Origin of the sequence: Actinoplanes sp. OR16 (assembly GCF_004001265.1) — a bacterium.
GTDB lineage: Bacteria > Actinomycetota > Actinomycetes > Mycobacteriales > Micromonosporaceae > Actinoplanes.
This window is the reverse complement of sequence record NZ_AP019371.1, coordinates 8,993,183-9,013,466: the sequence shown is the minus strand read 5'-3', so window position 1 is coordinate 9,013,466 and position 20,284 is coordinate 8,993,183. Positions and strand designations below refer to the sequence as shown.

Annotated in this window: 20 protein-coding genes and 2 tRNA genes; 15 read left to right on the top strand and 7 right to left on the bottom strand. The window is 70.2% G+C overall.

What is annotated here, in order from left to right; genetic code table 11:
* Positions 1-53: 53 nt before the first annotated feature.
* From EP757_RS41450 to EP757_RS41435, 4 genes are all read left to right on the top strand, one after another.
* On the top strand, positions 54-2,849 hold the full coding sequence (locus EP757_RS41450; protein ID WP_197725485.1) for an NACHT domain-containing NTPase: 2,796 nt from the start codon (positions 54-56) through the stop codon (positions 2,847-2,849).
* A 159-nt stretch (positions 2,850-3,008) separates the two neighbouring features.
* A complete protein-coding gene (locus EP757_RS41445) occupies positions 3,009-3,254 on the top strand; it encodes a YciI family protein (RefSeq protein ID WP_127554690.1) in 246 nt (81 codons plus the stop codon).
* A 1-nt stretch (position 3,255) separates the two neighbouring features.
* Positions 3,256-3,564, top strand: a complete 309-nt coding sequence (locus EP757_RS41440; protein WP_127553795.1) for a YciI family protein — start codon at positions 3,256-3,258, stop codon at positions 3,562-3,564.
* Entirely contained in the window at positions 3,557-4,777 is a 1,221-nt protein-coding gene (locus tag EP757_RS41435) for an RNA polymerase sigma factor (RefSeq protein ID WP_127553794.1), read from the top strand. The genes EP757_RS41440 and EP757_RS41435 overlap by 8 nt, the downstream gene beginning before the upstream one ends.
* On the opposite strand, the gene EP757_RS41430 is transcribed toward EP757_RS41435, so the two are convergent.
* The 3 genes from EP757_RS41430 to EP757_RS41420 all read right to left on the bottom strand — a co-directional run bounded on the left by EP757_RS41430 (position 4,759) and on the right by EP757_RS41420 (position 7,438).
* Positions 4,759-5,520, bottom strand: a complete 762-nt coding sequence (locus EP757_RS41430) for an ABC transporter permease (protein ID WP_127553793.1) — start codon at positions 5,518-5,520, stop codon at positions 4,759-4,761. The two genes, EP757_RS41435 and EP757_RS41430, sit on opposite strands and share 19 nt — an antisense overlap.
* Positions 5,517-6,488: an ATP-binding cassette domain-containing protein gene (locus EP757_RS41425; RefSeq protein ID WP_127553792.1), complete on the bottom strand. Its 972-nt coding sequence runs from the start codon at positions 6,486-6,488 to the stop codon at positions 5,517-5,519. Before EP757_RS41425 ends, EP757_RS41430 begins: the two co-directional genes overlap by 4 nt.
* 80 nt (positions 6,489-6,568) lie before the next feature.
* Positions 6,569-7,438, bottom strand: a complete 870-nt coding sequence (locus tag EP757_RS41420) for a sulfotransferase domain-containing protein (RefSeq protein WP_127553791.1) — start codon at positions 7,436-7,438, stop codon at positions 6,569-6,571.
* Between the two features lie 257 nt (positions 7,439-7,695).
* Here EP757_RS41420 and EP757_RS41415 point away from each other — a divergent pair, with 257 nt between their 5' ends.
* Positions 7,696-8,976, top strand: coding sequence for an FAD-dependent oxidoreductase (locus EP757_RS41415; protein ID WP_127553790.1), 1,281 nt, complete (start codon positions 7,696-7,698; stop codon positions 8,974-8,976).
* Between the two features lie 39 nt (positions 8,977-9,015).
* Here EP757_RS41415 and EP757_RS41410 read toward each other — a convergent pair whose 3' ends face one another.
* Entirely contained in the window at positions 9,016-10,371 is a 1,356-nt protein-coding gene (locus tag EP757_RS41410) for a cation:dicarboxylate symporter family transporter (RefSeq protein WP_127553789.1), read from the bottom strand.
* A 73-nt stretch (positions 10,372-10,444) separates the two neighbouring features.
* Between EP757_RS41410 and EP757_RS41405 the strand changes: the two genes are divergently transcribed.
* From EP757_RS41405 to EP757_RS41395, 3 genes are read left to right on the top strand one after another with little or no spacing between them, the layout of a single operon-like run.
* Positions 10,445-11,941 (top strand): sensor histidine kinase, encoded by a 1,497-nt coding sequence (locus tag EP757_RS41405; protein WP_127553788.1) that lies wholly within the window; start codon positions 10,445-10,447, stop codon positions 11,939-11,941.
* Positions 11,938-12,633, top strand: a complete 696-nt coding sequence (locus EP757_RS41400) for a response regulator (RefSeq protein ID WP_127553787.1) — start codon at positions 11,938-11,940, stop codon at positions 12,631-12,633. Before EP757_RS41405 ends, EP757_RS41400 begins: the two co-directional genes overlap by 4 nt.
* Positions 12,630-13,958, top strand: coding sequence for a glucose-6-phosphate dehydrogenase (locus EP757_RS41395; protein WP_127553786.1), 1,329 nt, complete (start codon positions 12,630-12,632; stop codon positions 13,956-13,958). The genes EP757_RS41400 and EP757_RS41395 overlap by 4 nt, the downstream gene beginning before the upstream one ends.
* Here the strand turns inward: EP757_RS41395 and EP757_RS41390 are convergent.
* Positions 13,947-14,762: a class I SAM-dependent methyltransferase gene (locus EP757_RS41390; protein ID WP_127553785.1), complete on the bottom strand. Its 816-nt coding sequence runs from the start codon at positions 14,760-14,762 to the stop codon at positions 13,947-13,949. The two genes, EP757_RS41395 and EP757_RS41390, sit on opposite strands and share 12 nt — an antisense overlap.
* Before the next feature lie 58 nt (positions 14,763-14,820).
* On the opposite strand from EP757_RS41390, the gene EP757_RS41385 reads away from it, so the two are divergent.
* Positions 14,821-15,399 carry a TetR/AcrR family transcriptional regulator gene (locus EP757_RS41385; RefSeq protein WP_127553784.1) on the top strand — a complete coding sequence of 193 codons (579 nt, stop codon included), beginning with the start codon at positions 14,821-14,823 and terminating at the stop codon, positions 15,397-15,399.
* Here the strand turns inward: EP757_RS41385 and EP757_RS41380 are convergent.
* The gene (locus tag EP757_RS41380) at positions 15,377-15,739 is read right to left on the bottom strand and encodes a DUF2784 domain-containing protein (protein ID WP_127553783.1); all 363 of its coding nucleotides are present in this window, start codon (positions 15,737-15,739) and stop codon (positions 15,377-15,379) included. The genes EP757_RS41385 and EP757_RS41380 overlap by 23 nt on opposite strands.
* Positions 15,740-15,797: 58 nt before the next feature.
* On the opposite strand from EP757_RS41380, the gene EP757_RS41375 reads away from it, so the two are divergent.
* The 4 genes from EP757_RS41375 (at position 15,798) to EP757_RS41360 (ending at position 17,817) form a co-directional block, all read left to right on the top strand.
* Complete coding sequence (locus EP757_RS41375; RefSeq protein ID WP_127553782.1) at positions 15,798-16,523, top strand: SDR family NAD(P)-dependent oxidoreductase; 726 nt, start codon at positions 15,798-15,800, stop codon at positions 16,521-16,523.
* Positions 16,524-16,829: 306 nt separating this feature from the next.
* Positions 16,830-16,902: transfer RNA gene (locus EP757_RS41370), tRNA-Arg, on the top strand.
* Between the two features lie 88 nt (positions 16,903-16,990).
* A tRNA-Ala gene (locus tag EP757_RS41365) sits at positions 16,991-17,063 on the top strand.
* Positions 17,064-17,229: 166 nt separating this feature from the next.
* Entirely contained in the window at positions 17,230-17,817 is a 588-nt protein-coding gene (locus EP757_RS41360) for a dihydrofolate reductase family protein (RefSeq protein ID WP_127553781.1), read from the top strand.
* On the opposite strand, the gene EP757_RS41355 is transcribed toward EP757_RS41360, so the two are convergent.
* Positions 17,799-18,407 carry an NUDIX hydrolase gene (locus EP757_RS41355; RefSeq protein WP_127553780.1) on the bottom strand — a complete coding sequence of 203 codons (609 nt, stop codon included), beginning with the start codon at positions 18,405-18,407 and terminating at the stop codon, positions 17,799-17,801. The genes EP757_RS41360 and EP757_RS41355 overlap by 19 nt on opposite strands.
* Before the next feature lie 101 nt (positions 18,408-18,508).
* Between EP757_RS41355 and EP757_RS41350 the strand changes: the two genes are divergently transcribed.
* Positions 18,509-19,258, top strand: coding sequence for a class I SAM-dependent methyltransferase (locus tag EP757_RS41350; RefSeq protein ID WP_127553779.1), 750 nt, complete (start codon positions 18,509-18,511; stop codon positions 19,256-19,258).
* Positions 19,255-20,196, top strand: coding sequence for a nucleotidyl transferase AbiEii/AbiGii toxin family protein (locus tag EP757_RS41345; RefSeq protein WP_127553778.1), 942 nt, complete (start codon positions 19,255-19,257; stop codon positions 20,194-20,196). Before EP757_RS41350 ends, EP757_RS41345 begins: the two co-directional genes overlap by 4 nt.
* The last annotated feature ends 88 nt before the right edge of the window (positions 20,197-20,284 follow it).

Here is a 20,284-nt window from a genome sequence, read left to right as displayed (position 1 = left end):
ATCACTTTACGACGGGGTCCGGACATCGGGCCCCGTCTTCCTATAGTTCAACCGTGGCACAGGGACTGTCCTACACCGACGCCGTGAAGCTGCTCGGCGGCTCCGGTCCGCTCATGAGGATCGCCGACAACATGCTGGGTGGCGCTCTCTCCCTGGCGACGGCGGGCGGCAGCGATGCCGCCATCAGCCTCTTCGACGCGAAGACCGAGGCGGTCCGGCTGGGCCATCTGGTGTCCGGCAAGATCGTTGATTTCGTACGGGGACAGGGGCGCTACAACCGCAGCCAGCGCCTGCACGCGGCCCACGGCGTCCTGGTCGTCACGGCCTTCTTCGAGGCGCTGGATCGCGAGGTCGGCCGGGAGGAGCAGCTCTCCGTGGTGGCGCCGGCGTCACCGCCACCCGGCAACTGGATCGCGCAGCTGCTGGCCGCGCCGATCCCGGTGCCGGGGCCGGACGTGCGCTACGACCGGTTGCTGGGCGAGCTGGAACGCTGGTTCGCCGCGCGGGGCGGTGAGGTCTGCGAGACGGTTCCGCCCACGCTCGCGCAGTGGGCCGTCTCGCGCTATGGGGAGTACGTCCTGAACTTGGCTGCCGACGTACCGGAATTCGGTCTGTGGATGCGGTTGCAGGAGGATCGGGCGGCGTCGCGCGGGCTGGAGGCGCTCGAAGCGACGCTGCGGAGGGTGAGCTCTCATCGTGACCCGCAGCGACACCGGGCCGCGCTGGCGCTCACCTACCGTGCCGATCTGGGGCGGCCGATCCTCGGTGGCGACGCCGGGCAGCTGACCATGCCGAGTCTCGGCGGCGCCTACCTCGATCCGCGTTTCCGGGTGAAGCCCGCGGGTTCCGGCGCGCGGCCGGCCGAGGACGGCTGGTGGGACAGCGACGTGCGGGACGACTTCGCGGACTTCCTGGCGATCCATCTGACGACGCCGCAGTCGGTGACCGCGCCGATGCTGCTGCTCGGCCAGCCCGGCGCCGGCAAGTCGTCGCTCACCCGGATCCTCGCGGCCCGGCTGCCCGCCGCCGATTACCTGGTGGTGCGGGTGGCGCTGCGCGAGGTGCCGGCCGAGGCGGAGATCCAGGATCAGATCGAGCTGGCGATGCGCGCGGCCATCGGCGAGACGGTGGCCTGGGCGGACCTGGCCCGGGATGCGGACGGCGCGATGCCGGTGATCCTGCTCGACGGTTTCGACGAGCTTCTGCAGGTGACCGGGATTCATCAGTCCGACTACCTGCAGCGGGTCGCCGCGTTCCAGCAGCGTGAGGCGGTTCTGGGCCGTCCGGTGACGGTGATCGTGACCAGTCGCGTGGCGGTGGCCGACCGGGCACGGCTCCCCGGCGGCAGTCTCGTGGTGCGCCTGGAACCCTTCGACGAGCCGCAGCTGGAACGCTGGATCGCCACCTGGAACCATGCGAACACGGCATATTGGGCGGCGACCGGTCGCCGGCCGCTCACCCTCGGCGTGCTGAACAGCTATCCCGATCTCGCCGCGCAACCGTTGCTGCTGCTCATGCTCGCCATCTACGACGCCGGCGCGAACGCCCTCCAGGACGTCGGCGAGTCGCTCGGCGCCGGCCAGCTCTACGAGCGGCTGCTCCACTCGTTCGCCGAACGCGAGGCGGTCCGCGTCCACGGCCCGGCCCATCCCGACGGCCTGATCGAGGACGAACTGCTGCGACTCTCCGTGGTCGCCTTCGCGATGTTCCACCGGTTGCGACTGTGGGTGACGACCGCCGAGCTGGACAGCGACCTCGCCGGCCTCGGCCTGCGGCCCCGGCGCGTCTCCGGCGAGGCGTTCCGGAGTCCGATCACCGCGGGCCAGGAGATGGTCGGGCGGTTCTTCTTCATCCAGCGCGCCCAGGCCCTTCAGGACGATCAGACCCTGCAGACGTACGAGTTCCTGCACGCCACGTTCGGTGAATATCTGGTCGCGCGTCTCGTGTGCCAGGCGCTCGTCGACGCCGAGGCCCGGTCCAGGGCACGCACGCTGAGCCTCGGCGCGGGTTCGGACGACGACCTGGTGCGATCATTGCTCGGATACACGCCGCTGTGCGCGCGGGCCACGGTCCTGCCCTTCGTCAAGGAACTGCTGGCCGGCTCGGCCCACCTCGGCCCCTGGATCGTCGACCGGCTGCGCACCGCCGTGTACCGGCCGTCCTACACGCCCGGCGCCTATCAGCCGATCGACAAGCGCGCCGACTTCTGGATGGCGACCTACTCGTTCAACCTCGCGATGCTGGCCCTCGCGTGCGGCGCCGAGATCCGGGCCTCGGAACTCTTCCGGCTGGCCCGGGATCCCGCCGACTGGCTTCGCGACATCTCCCTCCAGTGGCGCGCGGCCGTGCCGGGCGGGATGTACCTCGACGCCATGGAAGCGCTGACCGTCACCCGGACCTGGTCCGCCGACGGACGCCGCGATCTCGTGCTCACCGCGGCTGACGGGCAGTCCGGTCCGGTCGACATCGGCTGGGTGCACGGCGTCCGGCCGCGCCCCGGCGACATCGTCTCCATCGTGGAGAACGACTGGATGCCGGAGGCGCTGAAGTCGATGGACCTCAGCAGCGCGAAGAGCGAGGACTACCTGCGGCACGCCGTCGATCCGCTGCTCCGCCGATTCCCCAAGGCGCTCACCAGCTTCAGCACCGACGAGACGGGGGTGCTGCGGTCAGCGGCGAATCAGATCGTGGAGAAGCTGCTGGCCGCGGCGGCGGGCGAACTCGACGCCGACGGCCTCGACGAGCTCAGCCGGCTCCTCCACCGGTCATCGTCTCCTGACGGGCCACCAGCAGAACCGGACGAGGCCGGCGGCCAGGCGCCCCATCGCGGTGTCGATCTCGCGGACTGACTCGGTGTGCAGGTGAGCCACCTGCCAGAAATAACTCGTCATCATGCGGATACGACGCCGCGGCTCCCCGGAAATCGACATCGCCCGGGGTGTCGATTTCGGCGAACCGCAGCGTCGTCAGGGGGAGAGTCCACTTTTTCGGGAGGGAACGTGCGCTACATGCTCTGGATGCTCGACGCCGGTTCGTTTCAGCGCGGGCAACGCCTCGCCCCGGCCGCGGAGGCGGTCACGGTACGGGTCCGCGACGGCGAGACACAGGTGACGAAGGGGCCGTTCGCGGCGACGCCGGTACCCGTCGGCGGCTTCGAGATCGTCGACGTGCTCGACCTCGATCAGGCCATCGCGATCGCCGCGGCCCATCCCGCGGGTGCGGAGATCCGCCCGTTCCACCCGGAGGAGCACTGACATGAAGTTCCTGGCCTTCGTCTGCGCCGACGACGATCTGCTGCTGCCGGCGCCGGAGAACACCATCGAAGAGTGGCTGGCCTCGACCCCGCAGCGCGTCGAGGGGCACCGGCTGCGCGGTCGTGAGGACGCCACGACCGTCCTCGACCACGGCGCCTTGATCACCGACGGTCCGTTCGCGGACACGAAGGAGTGGATCGCCGGCTACGACATCCTGGACTGCTCCTCTCTCGACGAGGCGATCGAGATCGCGGCGCGGCATCCGCTGGCCCGCTACGGCGCGATCGAGCTGCGCCCGTTCCGTGACTGACCGGTCCGGAGCTCTGGAGGCGGCCTTCCGGGACGAGTGGGGGCGGGTCGTGGCCACGCTGATCCGCCTCACCGGTGACTGGGACCTGGCGGAGGAGTGCGCTCAGGACGCCTTCGCCAAGGCCGTGACCAACTGGGCGGCGGACGGTGTGCCGCGCAACCCGGGCGCCTGGCTCACGACCACGGCCCGCAACCGGGCGATCGACCGCCTCCGCCGTGCCGCTGCGGAAGAGGCCCGCCTGCGCCGTGCCGCCGTCGAGGAGCCTCAACCCGTGGGAACAGATTTCCCGGATGACCGGCTGCAGCTCATCTTCACGTGTTGTCACCCCGCGCTGCCGCTGGAGGCGCGGGTGGCGCTGACGCTGCGTACCCTCGCCGGCCTGACCACCCCGCAGATCGCGAGCGCCTTCCTGGTCCCCGAGGCGACGATGGCCCAGCGCCTGGTCCGCGCCAAGCGGAAGATCCGGAACGCGGCCATCCCGTACCGGGTTCCGGAGGCCGACCTGCTCCCGGAACGGCTGTCCGGGGTGCTGGCGGTGCTGTATCTGACGTTCAACGAGGGCTACTCCGCCGATCGCGTCGCGCTCGCCGACGAGGCGATCCGGCTCACCCGGGTGCTCGCCGCGCTGATGCCCGACGAACCCGAGGCGCGCGGGCTGCTCGCGCTCATGATGTTGCATCACGCCCGGCGCGCGGCGCGCACCGATGCCGCCGGCGACCTGGTCACCCTGGCCGAGCAGGATCGCGCCTTGTGGGACCAGGCCCTGATCGCCGAAGGGGTACGGCTGCTGGCAAGCTCCCCGGGCCGGGGTCCGTACCGCATCCAGGCCGCGATCGCCGCCTGTCACGCCACCGCGGAGTCGGCAGCCGCCACGGATTGGGAGCAGATCGCAGCTTTGTACGGCGAACTGGCCGCTCTGACCCCGTCCCCCGTAGTCGACCTGAACCGGGCCGTGGCGATAGCGGAGTCGTCCGGCCCGGAGGCCGGATTGTCCCGGCTGGCGGCCCTCGATTCCGCGCTGGCCGCCTATCACCTGCTCCCGGCGACGAAGGCGGAGCTGCTGACCCGCCTGGGCCGTCATCACCAGGCGGCCGAGCAGTACCGGGCCGCCCTGCGGCTGGCCCCGTCCGACCAGGAGCGCCGCTTCCTGACGACTCGTCTCGAAGCGGCGCTCACCAGGGCCGGGACCGCGGGTCAGGCGCGCTTGGCGTAGGCGCGCAGGGCCAGCGGGACGAACACGATCAGCAGGCCGGCCATCCAGGCGAGGGTCTGCACCAGGTCGCCGGCGACCGGGCCGCCGACCAGCAGGCCGCGGATCGCGCCGACCAGTGGCGTGATCGGGTTGACGTCGACGAACGCCTGCAGCCAGCCGGGCAGGGTGTCCGAGGAGACGAACACGTTGCTGCCGAACGTCAGCGGCAGCACCAGCAGGAACATGATGCCCTGCACCGCGCCGGACGTACGGGCCAGCATGCCGACCCACACCGAGATCCAGCAGAAGCAGAGGCCGAAGCCGATCGACAGCGCCACCGCGGCGATCGCCGGGACCACGCCGGTCTCCACCCGGAAGCCCATGATCGTGCCGAAGGTCAGCATCACGACGCAGACCGTCAGGTAGCGGATCACGTCGGCGAACACCGCGCCGACCAGCGGCGCCGACCGGGAGATGGGCAGCGATCGGAATCGGTCGAAGACGCCCTTCTCGATGTCGGCGTTCAGGTTCTGGCCCAGCGCGACGCCGCCCATGGCGAGCGACTGCGCGAGCATGCCGGGTAAGAGGAATTGCAGGTACGCGTGGCGATCACCGTCGGCGATCGCGCCGCCGAACAGATACGTGAACAGCAGCAGGAAGATCACCGGCTGGATGGTGACGTCGATCAGCGCCTCGGGGGTGCGGATCGTCTTGATCAGGCTGCGCTGGGCGAGAGCCGCCGAGTGGCGTGCCAGGGCGGTCATACCAGTTCCTCCGTCTTCGTACGCCCGGTGAGCGTGTGGAACACCTCGTCCAAGCTCGGCAGGTGCAGTGCCAGTTCGGTGACTTCGACGCCGGCGCGGCTGAGCTGCATGACCGCCTCGGCGAGCGCGGCGTCACTCGTGACCGGCACGCTGGCGGCGCCCGGGCGGGAGCCGGCCGCCTCGTCCTTCGTCGCGCTCATGCCGGGGGCGGCGACCGCGTCCAGAACCTGGAGCACTTCCGGCAGGCGGGACTGGTCGGACGGGCGGATCCGCAGCGTCTGACCACCGACTCGCCGCTTCAGGCCGTCCGGGGTGTCGTGCGCGATCACCCGGCCGTGGTCGACCACCACGATCTCGTCGGCGAGCGCGTCCGCCTCCTCCAGGTACTGCGTGGTCAGCAGCACGCTCGCGCCGCGCGCCACCTGGGTGCGCACCACGCCCCACATGTCCTCGCGCTTGGCCGGGTCCAGGCCGGTCGTCGGCTCGTCCAGGAAGATCACTTCGGGCCGGCCGACCAGGCTCGCGGCCAGGTCGAGACGGCGGCGCATGCCACCGGAGTAGGTCTTCGCCGGCCGCTGGGCCGCCTCCTCCAGATCGAACCAGGTCAGCAGCTCGTAGGCGCGGCGCCGGGCGTCCTTGCCGCTCATGTCCAGCAGGCGTCCGATCAACACCAGATTCTGTACGCCGGTGAGATCCTCGTCGACCGACGCGTACTGACCGGTCAGCCCCACCTTCCGGCGCACCTGCTGCGGGTTCTTCAGTACGTCGATGCCCGCGACGAACGCGCTGCCCTCGTCCGGGCGCAACAGTGTCGCGAGCACCCGCACCGCGGTCGTCTTGCCGGCGCCGTTCGGGCCCAGGACGCCGAGCACGGTGCCCCGGCGCATGGCCAGGTCCACACCGTCCAGCGCCTGGGTCTTCCCGAATCGTTTGCGCAGCCCTTCGGCGCGCACCACCAGGTCTTCCATGTCGTCGTATCCCCTCGATGTCGTCGTCATCGAGGTTGCGGGCCGGCGCTGTCACGGCCCGCACACGACGCTGTCAGCTCCTAGGCGGCGCTGTCATGAACCTGGTATCCGAGGCGTTCCAGCAGCCGGGGGCCGGCCGCCTTATGGAACGCTTCCTGGATGTCGTCGTCGAAGTGGTTGCGCCAGTCGCCCGGCTCGCCCTTGCGGTAGTGCGACACCTCGCCGGCGCCCTTCTTCCGGTTCATCGCGGAGAAGCTGTACTTGTCCAGCAGCGTCTCCAGCTCGGGCCGCGGAATCGTGATCCCGCAGTGCCGCATCAGCGCGTCGACCTCTTCGGTCTGCCGGATGCCGGTGAGGTCCTCGTACTTGATGAGCCGGACCGTCTCGTCCTCGGGCGCCAGCACCCACGAGCGCAGGGCGTTGAACCGGCCCTTCTTCGCGAGGTCGTCGATCAGGTAGAGCAGGCCCTCCTTCTTCGGCAGCTCCCGCAGCACCTTGCGCACCTCGACGACGTCGCCCATCGGGCCGTGCGAGTCCTTGGTCGAGAAGTAGCTGGAGACGACCATGTCGCGCGGGTCGCGGTAGACGAAGAAGGCGCGGTAGCGCTCCGGCTTCGGGATCGCGTCGAACCTCTTCTTCGGGAAGAAGAGCGAGAGCGCGATGCGGTTCGGCGGGCACACCCGTGGATCACGCCAGTCGTAATAGCGCGGATCGTAGGTCAGCAATCCGGAGTGTCGGTAAACGATCGGATCGCTGAAAACCGATTTCACCCACTGGCTCGCTGTTTTGCGCACTGCGCAGTGATAGATGTTGACGTATTCACAGCGCTCCACGACCGGAACCGTCAACCGGATCCGGGCGTTGTGAGCCTCCAGCATCGTCCGGCGAGCCCGGACGCGCAGGTGGTTCGGCGTGTGCTGTTTGGCGAACATGACTGTGCGATTGAACATCGTCTGAGCCCGTGTCTCTCTTGCGGCAGTCGGGGGAGACGTTTTGTGTCCGGACTTTACAACAAGATCGATCGAGTTACTACAGATGCCTTAACGTGTCGTTTACAAGTTTTTCGGACATTGACCGGGAATGCTCAGTCCATTTTCAGGTACGTCACAGCAAGCATTGGTATGAGTCACTGCGTAACCTTGCCCAATGAGAAAGAATCTCACTCTGGAGATGCAGCGGGTGATCTTGGAGTTCTAGGCTGCGTGCCATGGATTCACCGGTACGGCTGACCGCCTCCCTCGTCTCCCGGTGGGGGGACGATCCCTGGGCCCGTGGTTCGTGGAGTCTCATCGGTCGCGGCGGGTCGCCCGGGGATCGGGTCGCCCTCACCGCGCCGGTCGGCGGGCGGCTCCGGATCGCCGGGGAGGCCACCCACCCCACCCGGGCCGGGATGACCCATGGCGCCTACGAGCAGGGAGTCGCCGCCGCGGCCTGGGCAGTCGAGGCCGGGCATCGGCGGGTCGCGGTGGTGGGCGCGGGGATGGCCGGACTCGGCGCCGCCCGGGCGCTCGCCGGGCGGGACTCGGCGGGCGAGGGTTGCTCCGTCGAAGTGTGGGAGGCCCGGGAGCGGGTCGGCGGGCGTACTTACGGGGTGGATCTCGACGGGTTCACGTTCGATCTCGGGGCGAACTGGCTGCAGCAGTACGACGACAACGTGCTCGCCCGGCTCGCCGAGGAGCTCGGCCTCACCGTGGTGGCGACGGACTTCGGCGATCCACTCGTGCTCGGGGCCGGATCCGGCGGGGGAGGGGGAAGAGCAGCGGCTGGCGGCGTACGAGAAATGGGGTTGGAGAGGGAGTTGCGCGCTCGCCTGGACCGGGCGGAGCCGCGGGCGGCGATCGCCGATGTGATCGAGGCGTGGCTGCCGGAGCCGGGGGAGTTCACCGCCGAGGAGATCCGGCGGTACGTCGACGCGGAGATCGTCATGGACTCCGGGGCGCCGCTGTCGTGGCTGAGCGCGCGGTACGGGTTCGAGCCCGGCGTCGGTGAGGGGGATCGGTGGATCGCCGGCAGCTATCGGCTGATCGTGGAGCATCTCGCGAGCGGGCTGGACGTGCGGCTGGGCCGGCCGGTGCGGCGGATCACGGTGCGGGACGACGGGGTGACGCTCGCCGGTGACGGGTTCTCGGCCACTGCCGACGCGGTGATCGTGACGGTGCCGCTGCCCGTGCTGCGGGAGATCGACTTCGAGCCCGCGCTTCCCCCGGCGCACGCCGCCGCGCTCGGGCGGCTCGGCGCGGGGCGGGTGGAGAAGGTGGTGCTGCGGTTCGATCGGCGGTTCTGGCCCGCGCACCCGGCCGGTTACTACCGAGTCGCCGGGCCGGAGGCGAACTGCGTCAGCGAATGGCTGGACGCCACCGAGGCGGACGGGGTGCCGACGCTCGTCGGGCTGTTCGCCGGGCCCTGGCTGGAGACGCTCTGGGCGGGGACCGACGAGGAGGTGGCGGCCCGCACGGCCGCCGTGTTCCGGGAGGCGGCCGGCGCTTAGGGCCCCGCCCCGCCGGCGCGCGGCGGGGCGGGGGCCGGATCACGCCGGTGTCTTCTGCTCCTGCGGGGAGGCGGACGAGGACGCGTGGTCGCCGTCGACCATCGTGGTCTCGTCGAAGGGGTCCCCGCCGCTGAGGACCACGTGCGCACGATCGCTGTCGAACTCGCGGGTCCAGACGCCCACCAGCACTGTCGCGACGGCATTGCCGGCGAAGTTCGTCAGCGCCCGCGCCTCGGACATGAAACGGTCGATGCCGACGATCAGGCCGACGCCGTCGACCAGGTCGGGACGGTGGCTCTGCAGGCCGCCAGCCAGAGTGGCCAGGCCGGCGCCGGTGACGCCGGCAGCGCCCTTCGAGGCGATGATCATGAAGAGGAGCAGGGAGATCTGCTCGCCGACCGACAGCGGGTCGCCCATGGCCTGGGCCACGAAGAGCGAGGCCATGGTCAGGTAGATCGCCGTGCCGTCCAGGTTGAAGGAGTACCCGGTCGGCACCGTGATGCCGACGACCGGCCGGGACACGCCGACGTGCTCCATCTTGGCGATCAGGCGGGGGAGCGCGGACTCGGACGACGAGGTGGAGACGATCAGCAGGAACTCGCGGCCGAGGTACTTGAAGAGCGAGAAGATGTTGATCCGGGCGACCAGCCAGAGGATCGCGCCGAGCAGGCCGAAAACGAAGATCACGCAGGTGGCGTAGAAGCCGAGCATGATCTGGGCGAGGCTGACCAGGGCGTCCACGCCGGTGGCGCCGACCACCGCGGCCATGGCGCCGAACGCGCCGATCGGGGCGAGCCACATCAGCATGGCCAGCACCCGGAAGACGAGCTTCTGGAAGACGCGGATGGCACGCAGCACCGGTTCGGCGGCCGAGCCCATGCCCTGCAGGGCGAAGCCGACGAGCAGCGCCGCGAGCAGGGTCTGCAGCACGTTCCCCTCGGTGAGCGGGGAGAGCAGCGTGGTGGGGATGATGCCGAGCAGGAAGTCGGCGGTGCTCTCCGACGCGGTGTCGCCGACCGCCTTCTGGCCGGCCGCGGCGACGGATTCGCTCAGGTCCATCCCGGAGCCGGGGTGGATGAGGTTGCCGACGACCAGGCCGATCGCGAGCGCCACGGTGGACATCGTGAGGAAGTAGCCGAGGGCGAGGCCGCCGACCTTGCCGACCTTGGCGGCCTGCCGGACCGAGCCGACGCCGAGCACGATGGTGCAGAAGATGACCGGCGCGATCATCATCTTGATCAGGTCGACGAATCCGGTGCCGATCGGGCGGAGCTCCACGGCGAAGTCCGGGGCGAGGAGGCCGACGCCGATGCCGAGGAGGACGGCCACGACGACCGCCGGGTAGAGGTAGCGGGTGCGGTCCTTCTTGACCTTCGGGGCGGGTGCGGTTTCCATGTCGTGAATGTGTCCTGGGTCTCACCCCGGATCACGCTTTAGTTCATTTTGTTCACCTGAGGGGCGATAACCAGTGAGCATCGCGCGGCAGCTCTTCGTCCTCCAGGTACTCGTGGTCACGTTGCTGGTCGGAGTCGGCACCACGGGCGCTGTCCTGCTCGCCCGCCGCGACGCCCGCAACGCCGCGATCGAGGAGGTCACCGCGATCGCCGACACGATCGCGCTGTCCCCGGCGGTCGTGGACGGCCTGCACAGCGCCGACCCGACAGCGGTGCTGCAGCCCTGGGCCGAGGCGACCCGCAAGGCGACCCGCACCGACTTCATCGTCGTGATGGCGCCCGACCGGACCCGGTACACGCACCCGACCACGGACCTGATCGGCCTGAAGTTCGCCGGGAGCGTGGAGAGGGCGCTGGACGGGGGAGTCGTGGTCGAGGAGTACAGGGGCAGCCTCGGCGACTCCGTCCGTACCGTCGTGGGGGTTGTCGAACCGGGGACCTCGACCGTGATCGGCATGGTCTCGGTGGGCATCACCACCGCCGCGATCAACCGCACCCTCGCCGCCCAGTTCCCGGCCGTGTCCGCCGCCACGGTGATCGCGCTGCTCCTCGCCGCCGGCGGATCGTGGCTGCTCAGCCGCCGTCTCCGCCGGCAGACACACGGGCTCGGGCCGGCCGAGATGACGCGGATGTACGAGTATTACGACGCGGTGCTGCACTCGGTCCGCGAGGGTCTCGTGGTGCTGGACCGCAACGGCCGGGTGGAGCTGATCAACGACGAGGCGAAGCGGCTGCTCCAGGATCAGGACATCCAGGAGATGATCCTGGAGCAGGAGGACGCGCCGGTTCTCGTCGGTGACCGCATCCTGATCGCCAACAGGCGGGAGAACCGCTTCGGCGGCAGCGTGCTGACCCTGCGCGACCACACCGAGCTGCGCGCCCTCACCGGCGAACTGGACTCGGTCCGCGGTCTCACCGAGGCGCTGCGAGCCCAGGCGCACGAGGCCGCGAACCGCCTGCACACCGTGCTCACCATGGTCGAACTCGGTCGTACCGACGAGGCGATCGAACTGGCCACCGCCGAGCTGGCCCTCGCCCAGCAGCTCACCGATCAGGTGGTCGGCGCTGTCGAGGAGCCCGCGCTCGCGGCGTTGCTGCTCGGGAAGAGCGCCCAGGCCGGTGAGCGCGGCGTGGAGCTGACGGTGGATCCTTCGTCGTCGCTGGCCGGAACACCCCTGCCGCCCAGGGATCTCCTGACCGTCGCCGGGAATCTGGTCGACAACGCCCTGGAGGCGGTCGCCGCCCGTGACCTGCCGCGTAAGGTGCGGGTCCTGATCAGGCACGCCGGCGGGGAGGTCGTGGTCCAGGTGCGCGACAACGGGCCGGGCCTGAGCCCCGACCAGGCCGCCGCCGCCTTCCGGCGCGGCTGGTCCACCAAGCCGGGTGAGGGAAGAGGCGTCGGCCTGTCACTGGTCCGGCAGGTCGCTGAGAGGTACGGCGGAAGCTACGTCATCGAACCGAACCCCGACGGCGGCGCCGTCCTCACGGTCCGGCTCCCGGTGCCCTCGTGATCCGGGTTCTCGTGGTGGACGACGAGCCACTGATCGCCGAGGCCCACCGCGCCTACACCGAGAAGGTCGGCGGGTTCACGGTCGCCGCCGTCGCGCACACCGCCCGGGACGCCGTGACCCGGCTCCGCGCCGAACCGATCGACCTGGTCCTGCTCGACCTGAACCTGCCCGACAAGCACGGGCTGGAGATCGTCCGCGCGCTGCGGGCGGCCGGCAGCGGCACCGACGTCCTCGCCGTCACGTCGAACCGGGACATCGGCATGGTCCGGCAGGCCGTCGCCCTCGGTGTCACGCACTATCTGCTGAAACCGTTCACGTTCGCGGCGTTCCGCGACAAGCTCGACGGCTACGCCCGCTACCGCCGGCAGTTGCTCGAATCCAGTGAGGTGGCGGCCCAGCACGAGGTGGACCGGGTCTTCGCCACCCTGCGCGGCACGTCCCCGGACACCCTGCCGAAGGGCCTCGACCAGCGCACCTTCGACCTGATCCTGGCGGCGCTGCGCTCGGCCGCCCCGGACGGGCTGTCGGCGGCCGAGGTCGCGGCCCGGACCGGCACCTCCCGGGTGACCTCCCGCCGCTACCTGGAACACCTCGCCGACGCGTCGCGAGTCATCCGCAGCCCGCGATACGGCGGACCCGGCCGGCCCGAAGTCGAGTACCGCCCCGGCCCGGCGGGTATCGGAGGTCCATGACGGACCAGACGCTGATCATTCTCGGCGCGAGCGGTGACCTGACCGCCCGGCTGCTGCTGCCCGGCCTCGGCGCGCTGCTGAAGGCCGGTCACGTGCCCGGGCTGTCGCTGATCGGCGCGGCGGTCGACGAGGGCTGGGACGACGAGCGCTGGCGGCAGCGGGTTCGCGAGTCGGCGGGAGTCGATCCGGGCGGCCGGTGGATCCGGGCTGACGTGACCCGCGCGGAGGATCTCCGTACCGTCATCGCTGCCGCCGCCGGACCGCCTGCCGTCTTCTTCGCGCTGCCGCCGGCGGTCACCGCTCGTGCCTGCACGGCACTGCTCGACGTGGATCTCCCCGAGGGGACCAGGCTGGTGCTGGAGAAGCCGTTCGGCACCTCCTCCGGGTCCGCTTCTGATCTGAACCGTCTTCTCGCCCGGCTCGTTCCGGAATCTCGTGTCCACCGGGTCGATCACTTCCTGGGCAAGTCGACGGTGCTGAACATCCTCGGTCTGCGCTTCGCCAACCGGATCTTCGAGCCGCTGTTGAACAACACCCACGTCGCCGCGGTCGACATCGTCTTCGACGAAGCGCTCGGTCTGGAGAACCGGGCCGGCTACTACGACCACGCCGGCGCGCTCGCCGACATGATCCAGAGCCATCTGCTGCAGATCCTCGGCCTGCTCGCGATGGAGGCGCCGATCAGCCTGGAAGCAGGCGAGTTCCGCGACCGCAAGGCCGACGTGCTGCGGGCGACCCGGCTCTGGACGCCCGATCCCGCGGAGTGCAGCCGCCGGGCGCGCTACACCGCGGGATCCTCCTTCATCTCGTACGCCGACGAGCCCGGCGTCGACCCCTCGCGGCAGACCGAGACCCTCGCCGAGCTCGTGCTGGCGGTGGACACCTGGCGATGGTCCGGTGTCCCGTTCCGGCTGCGCTCCGGCAAGGCGATCGGCAGCAGCCGCAAAGAAGCGGTGATCACGTTCCGGAAGCCGCCCCGCGTCCCGGACGGCCTGACCGGTTGTGATCAGCCGGACCGGCTGCGGATCGGCTTCGGCCCGGACACCCTGGCCCTCGACTTCAACATCAACGGCCCGGGTGATCCCTTCGAACTGGATCCGGTGTCGCTGCAGGCGGAGTTCGGCGCGGGTGAGCTGCCGCCGTACGGCGAGGTCCTGCGCGGCGTCTTCGACGACGACCCCACCCTCTCGATCCGCGCCGACGTGGCCGAACAGTGCTGGCGCATCGTGGAACCGGTGACGTCGGCCTGGCGTGCCGGTAAGGTGCCGCTGCTGGAGTACGCGGCGGGCAGCCGGGGCCCGGCGGACTCGCTGCTAGCCGGCTAGTTCCGCAACGGTGACGACGGTCCGGTACCCGATCGTCACGGTGTCGCCGATCGCGTCGCCGATGTGGTGGAGGAGTGTCTCGAGCTCGCCGGCCGGCAGCAGGTTGTGCCCACCCGACGTGGGAACCAGATCAAGCCACTCGCCGCGGGTGTAGGTGTGCTCCCACTCGAAGGTCCACAGCCCGGGCTCACCGAACCGCCCACTGCGCCGGATCCCGTCAGCCGCCCGGTCGTGGAAGGGGTCGAGGCCGCCAGGACTCTTCTCATTCGACAAATCGGATTTATCGTTTTTGTCAGGCGAGGAGGGCGTCGGCTTGGACCATGGACTGAAGGGCAGGTTCGGCGCGGCGCGGCGGTAGGCCTCGGCGAACATCTCGGTCACCTCCGGGCCGGCGTTGAAGGTGTTCCAGAAGAGGGCGAGCCGGCCGCCCCTCGGGAGGACCCTCGCGGCCTGCTCGGCCCCGGCCAGCGGATCGACCCAGTGCCAGGTCTGGCCGGCGGTCACGCCGTCGAAGGTGCGTCCCGCCGGATCCCACTGTTCGAAGGCGGCGGTCTCGACGTCGATGCCGTGGCGGCGGGCGACGGCGGCCATCCGCTCGTCCGGTTCGACGCCCAGGACCCGGCAACCGGCCGCGCGGAACTGGCGGGCCGCTATGCCGGTGCCCGTACCCACGTCGAGGATCGAACGGCCGGGCAGGGCCGCGGTGATCCGGTCGACCATGGCGGCGGGATAGCGTGGCCGGGTCCGGTCGTAGCGCTCCGCGTCCAGGCCGAACGACTGCGCGATCTCTCCATGAGTGGGCATGTGCCCACTATACGATTCGAGTGGGCACATGCCCACTCTCCTGATGAAAGGGAATGCGATGCCGACCGGCGTTGCCCTCCGCGACGTGCGTGAGCAGCTCTTCGACGCGGCCGACCGCATCCTGCTCACCGCCGGCCCGCACGCGCTGACCAGCCGGGCCGTCACCACCGAGGCCGGCTGCGCGAAAGGCGTGCTGCACCGCCACTTCGCCGACTTCGACGCGTTCCTCGCCGACTACGTGCTCGACCGCGTGCAGCGGATGGATCGTGAAGCGGCCCGGCTCACCGAGATGGCCGGCGCCGGGACCGTCGTGGCGAACGTGGCCGACGCGCTGACCGCCCTCTTCGGTTCGGTCGCGGTCGCGATCGTGGCACTGGTGACGTTCCGCGACGAGCTGCGCGCCCGGCTCCGGGAGACCTGGCCGGCCGGTGTGCCGGTGCTGACCGAGGGCGCCATCATGCTGGCGAGCTACCTGGAGGACGAACGGGCCCGCGGGCGGATCGCGGCGGACGCGGACCCGGACACGCTCGGCGCCATCCTGATCGGAACCGGCCACCTGCTTTTCGCCGACCGGACGGGAACACCGCCGGCGCCGGACGCCGTCCTGGACATGGTCAGGAAGATCGTGCCGTCCTGAGGCGGACCGCCACCCCTGTCCAGGAGACCGCCACGGCCACCGCGGCCAGGACCTGGACCTGCACGAGGTAGCGCTCCGGATAGATCACCCCGGTCAGGTACGTGTCGATGAACCCACCGGCCAGGCTCGCGTCGCCGGCCCGTTCCCGTGCCCGGTCCTCCACCCAGGTCAGCGGGCAGCCGAACCGGAACAGCGCGATCGCCAGTCCCCACCCCGCGGCGATCAGGTGCGGGATGATCGCCCTCGGCCACCGCCAGGCGAGGAAGCCACCGGCCACCACGAACGCGACGAAGGCGAAGTGCAGGACCATCGTCGCGTCGGCCAGGATGCGCCATCCCATGCCGCCCAGTCTCCGCCTCCGGGCAGGACAGTTCCTCTCCCGGGGCAGAATCGGCACCATGGGTGGGCGATGCGCGGACAAGATCGTGGTGGTGACCGGTGCGGCACGGGGTCAGGGTGCGGCGTTCGCCGCGGCGCTGCGGGCCGAGGGTGCGGTGGTGATCGCCACCGACGTCCTGCCGGCCGAGGGAGTGCGGCATCTCGACGTCTCCCGCCTCGACCAGTGGGAGGCGCTGGCGGCGTCGCTGGGCCGGGTCGACGCGGTGGTGAACAACGCCGGCGTGACCGGTCGTGATCGGCTGCCGGACGTCGATCCCTCCGCGTGGGAACGGGTCATGGCGATCAACGTGACCGGGCCGATGTACAGCATGAAGACCCTGGTGCCACTGATGCAGGCCGGCTCGTCGATCGTCAACATCTGTTCGGTGGCGGCGGTGTCCGGCCACGCCGCCGCCCCGTACACGGCAAGTAAATGGGCCTTGCGCGGGCTCACCCGCAGTGCGTCGCTGGAACTGGGGATCCGGGGCATCCGGGTCAACGCCGTGATGCCGGGGCTGATCGACACGCCGCTCATGGACAGCGCGCCGCAGGAGTTCTTCGACGCGGCGCTCCCGGAGATCCCGCTGGGCCGGGTCGGCGTGCCGGCCGACGTGGCGCCACTCGTCGTCTACCTGGTGTCGGACGAGTCGTCGTACGTGAACGGCGCCGAGATCGTGGTCGACGGCGGACTGACCGCGCACGTGTCGCACAAGGGGATCGCGGACGCCACGAGGCCGCCGTTTTAATGGATTGCCGGTCGCCGGTGGGGCGCTTACCGTTGTTGTCACCGGGACGGACGAGGAAAAGGGGGAAGTGGTCATCATGATGCGGCGAGCCCGTTTCTCCTTCGTTTTCCGGTGGCGCGACTAGCGATCCGCTAGCGATCTTCGCGCCGCCCATCCGATTCGGATCAGGGCGGCGTTTCTCATTCCGACAACTCCACAGCGGATCACCGTCCATCCGGCGCCCCATCCAGCGCCGGCACCAGGCGCCGTGCGCGTTCACCGCGCCGCGCCGGCCCACCCGGTCCTCTCTTCCCGGGTGGGCCTCACGTCTCCGTAGCTCAGCGGACAGAGCACCGGTCTACGAATCCGGCGGTCGGAAGTTCAAGTCTTCCCGGAGACACTGACATCTGCCTGGGGGCGACCCCCAGACCCCACGTCGCGGGGGCGTTCCAGGCGGGTCGGTCCAGGTGGTGCCACGTCGTGGCAGAGGGCTCGTAGCTCATCAGGTAGAGCACCTGTCTTGCAAACAGGAGGTGGCCGGTTCAAGTCCGGCCGGGTCCACATATTGAATACGCGGCAGGATGGAGCGCCGCTCCTGCAAAGCGGAGGTCGCTGGTTCGAACCCGGCTCGAGGCACCGCTTGAATGAATGAAATCGTCACCCTCGCTGTCTTGCCACCGAACCGCCTCCGGGGTGAACCTGCGGGAGAGACGTCGGAGGAGGGGCCGTGGGCAAAGTGGTGTCCGCGCTGTCGATGTCGCTCGACGGGTTCGTCGCTGATGAGCATGACGGCGTGGGCGAGCTCTTCGGGTGGTACCAGAACGGCGATGTGGAAATAGGCAGTGCTGATCCGCGGTGGACGTTTCATGTGAGCCGGGCCAGCGCCGGTTTTCTGCGCGCGGCGCTGACCGGGGGTGGCGCGCTGATCTGCGGGCGGCGGCTCTTCGACCACACGAACGGCTGGGGTGGGCGGCATCCGGCCGGCTGCCCCGTCTTCGTGGTCAGTCATACGGTTCCGGCCGGCTGGCCGCGTGACGATGTTCCGGTCGGTTTCTATCCGGATGCCATGTCGGCGTTCGAGGCCGCGCAGGCCGAGGCCGGTGACCGGGTCGTCGCCGTCTCCACGCCGACGCTCACCCGGCAGTACCTCGACGCCGGGCTGATCGACGAGATCACCGTGTCGCTGATCCCGGTGCTGCTCGGCGAGGGGATCAGCTTCTTCGGCGGCCTCACCGTGACGCCGGTCCGGTTCGGTGACCCCGAGGTGATCGAGGGCTGCGGCGTCACCCATCTGACCTATCGCGTGATCAGGTAGGACTGCTCCAGCTTCGCCAGGAACCGGAACAGATGCGGGTCGAAGCGCGCCGGATCGGCCTCTCGCAGCTCGGCCGGCGACCACCAGCGCACCGCGCGGAACTCACCCTGATCAGGGGTCAGTCTTTGATCAAGATCGAGCGGTTGTACGAACCACAGGCTCACATCGGTGTGGCCGGCGTCCAAGCCGACGGTTCGCGTGACGGTGAGGAAGAGGGGCCGTTCGGCGGGCGGGACGGTCACGCCGAGTTCTTCGTGGACCTCCCGGGCGGCCGTGTCGCGCGGATCCTCGCCGGGTTCCACGTGACCGCCGGGTGGCAGCCACAGGCCGGCATTCACATGATCGACCAGCAGGAGGCTGCCGGTGGCCGGATCGACCGGGACGACGTAGGAGACCAGGTGCTGTGCCGGCTCGGCCGGTTTGACCCGGCGGAACACGTCGTCGGTGCGGCGCAGCCAGCCCAGCGTGTGCGCCCGGTGCTCCGCTTCCAGGTTGTCGCCGGGATCGAGGGCCGTCACCAGGCTATGCACGATCATCACTGACTGCCGCATCCCGGCATCCTGCCACGGCTCGGTTTCGTTCGAGGGCACCGACGCAGGATGTCCGCGGTGAACGTACCGATGACGCCTTGAATGATCCATCGGACGGTCGCCGGATCCACCGAGCTTGACGGGCGGGCGACCATGGCAGGGTGCGCGCGTTCCAGGAATTGATCGACGAGGCTGTCGCGGCCGACGTGACCGGGTGGGATTTCGGCTGGCTCGACGGTCGTGCTTTCGAGGAGCGACCCCCTTGGGGGTACGCCGGACTGCTCGCGCGACGGCTGCCCACGGCACAGACCGCTCTCGACCTGGACACCGGTGGCGGCGAGGTGCTGGCCGGGATGCCGCACCTGCCCCCGCGGATGGTGGTGACCGAGGGCTGGCCGCCGAACGCCGCCCGCGCCCGGGAGCTGCTCGGCCCGCGCGGTGTGGAGGTGGCCGAGGTGCCGCAGGGGTCGCCACTGCCGTTCGGCGATGCCACGTTCGACCTGGTCACCAGCCGTCACCCGGTCGACCCGGCGTGGGACGAGATCGCGCGGGTGCTGGCTCCGGGCGGCGCCTACCTGGCCCAGCACGTCGGTCCCGCCTCGGCCTTCGAGCTGATCGAGCTGTTCACCGGCCCGCTGCCCCGTGAGCGCCTTGCGCGTGATCCGTCGACCGAAGCCGCTGCCGCGCGAGCAGCGGGTCTTCAGGTGACCGACCTCCGCACGGCACGCCTGAAGATGACCTTCACCGACATCGGCGCCGTGGTGTGGCTCCTGCGCCGGTGCGTCTGGTGGGTGCCCGATTTCAGCGTGGACCGTCATCGCCCGCGGCTGCGGGAACTGGACGCCCGCATCCGAGCCGACGGCCAGTTCGTCGCCCACTCCTCCCGAACCCTGATCGAGGCCCGCCGATGACGCCGCCGCGGTACTACGACGAGCGCCGGGAGCACGGGATGCGGCGTGCGCGGGCCGGCAAACGGGGTTACCCGGACACCTATCTGCCGCTGGCGCGGGAACGGGGGGTGCGCCAGCTGGGCGCCTTCGACCCGGCGCTCAAGCAGTACGACAACGCCTACCGTGCCGGCGAACCCGTCTTCCAGGACCCGGAGACCGGCCGGCGCTGGACGGAAGCCCGCCGCGCGGCCCTGCGTCACGTCCTGGCGGTGATCGCCGGGACCCGCTCGGCCGGGCATCTGGTGCTGCGGGGCAGCGCGGCGATGCAGGCCTGGGTCGGTGACGCCGCCCGGGATCCCGGCGACCTGGACTTCGTGGTCACCCCCGCGACGATCACCAGCGACAGCGTGGCGGCGCGGAACCTCCTCGCCGACATCACCGCGGGTCTGCACGCCACACCCGGTGCGGGTCTGCGCCCCGAGGACACCGCCGAGTCGGCGATCTGGACGTACGAGCGTGCCGACGGCCGCCGGCTGGTCATCCCGTTCGGGGCGGCCGGGCACCCGGACGGCACAGTGCAGGTGGACGTCGTGTTCGGAGAGGAACTGCCGATCCCGCCCGAGCCGATCACCGTGCTCGGGCTGCAGACCCCGATCCTCGCGGCGACCGCCGGCCTGTCGCTGGCCTGGAAGCTGATGTGGCTGGCCACCGACATGTATCCGCAGGGCAAGGACCTCTACGACGCCGTCCTGCTGGCCGAGCACACGACCGTCGACCTCACCCTGGTCCGGAACCTGCTGCGCCCGGAACTCGGAACCGAAGCGGACGACTTCGGCCCCGAGTCCGTACTCGGCTGGACATACGTCGACTGGCGTAACTTCACCGACGAATACCCCGGCACCGAGGGCACCAGCGCCCAGTGGCTGAGCCGCTTGTCATCAGCCCTCACCCGGCCATGACGCTAACGCCGCCGCGCTCCCGGTCGCTGGCGCCCTCGGCCGGTCATCGCCGCTGGATGATCGGCTCTCGCTGTCGGGCCTCCTTCGC

Bases quoted from the DNA above. Each gene is read 5' to 3' on its own strand.
- EP757_RS41445 (WP_127554690.1), top strand. From the start codon at position 3,009: ATGCTCTGGATGCTCGACGCCGGTTCGTTTCAGCGCGGGCAACGCCTC.
- EP757_RS41440 (WP_127553795.1), top strand. From the start codon at position 3,256: ATGAAGTTCCTGGCCTTCGTCTGCGCCGACGACGATCTGCTGCTGCCG.
- EP757_RS41430 (WP_127553793.1), bottom strand. From the start codon at position 5,520: ATGACCGCCCTGGCACGCCACTCGGCGGCTCTCGCCCAGCGCAGCCTG.
- EP757_RS41425 (WP_127553792.1), bottom strand. From the start codon at position 6,488: ATGGAAGACCTGGTGGTGCGCGCCGAAGGGCTGCGCAAACGATTCGGG.
- EP757_RS41420 (WP_127553791.1), bottom strand. From the start codon at position 7,438: ATGTTCAATCGCACAGTCATGTTCGCCAAACAGCACACGCCGAACCAC.
- EP757_RS41415 (WP_127553790.1), top strand. From the start codon at position 7,696: ATGGATTCACCGGTACGGCTGACCGCCTCCCTCGTCTCCCGGTGGGGG.
- EP757_RS41410 (WP_127553789.1), bottom strand. From the start codon at position 10,371: ATGGAAACCGCACCCGCCCCGAAGGTCAAGAAGGACCGCACCCGCTAC.
- EP757_RS41395 (WP_127553786.1), top strand. From the start codon at position 12,630: ATGACGGACCAGACGCTGATCATTCTCGGCGCGAGCGGTGACCTGACC.
- EP757_RS41390 (WP_127553785.1), bottom strand. From the start codon at position 14,762: ATGCCCACTCATGGAGAGATCGCGCAGTCGTTCGGCCTGGACGCGGAG.
- EP757_RS41385 (WP_127553784.1), top strand. From the start codon at position 14,821: ATGCCGACCGGCGTTGCCCTCCGCGACGTGCGTGAGCAGCTCTTCGAC.
- EP757_RS41380 (WP_127553783.1), bottom strand. From the start codon at position 15,739: ATGGGATGGCGCATCCTGGCCGACGCGACGATGGTCCTGCACTTCGCC.
- EP757_RS41375 (WP_127553782.1), top strand. From the start codon at position 15,798: ATGGGTGGGCGATGCGCGGACAAGATCGTGGTGGTGACCGGTGCGGCA.
- EP757_RS41345 (WP_127553778.1), top strand. From the start codon at position 19,255: ATGACGCCGCCGCGGTACTACGACGAGCGCCGGGAGCACGGGATGCGG.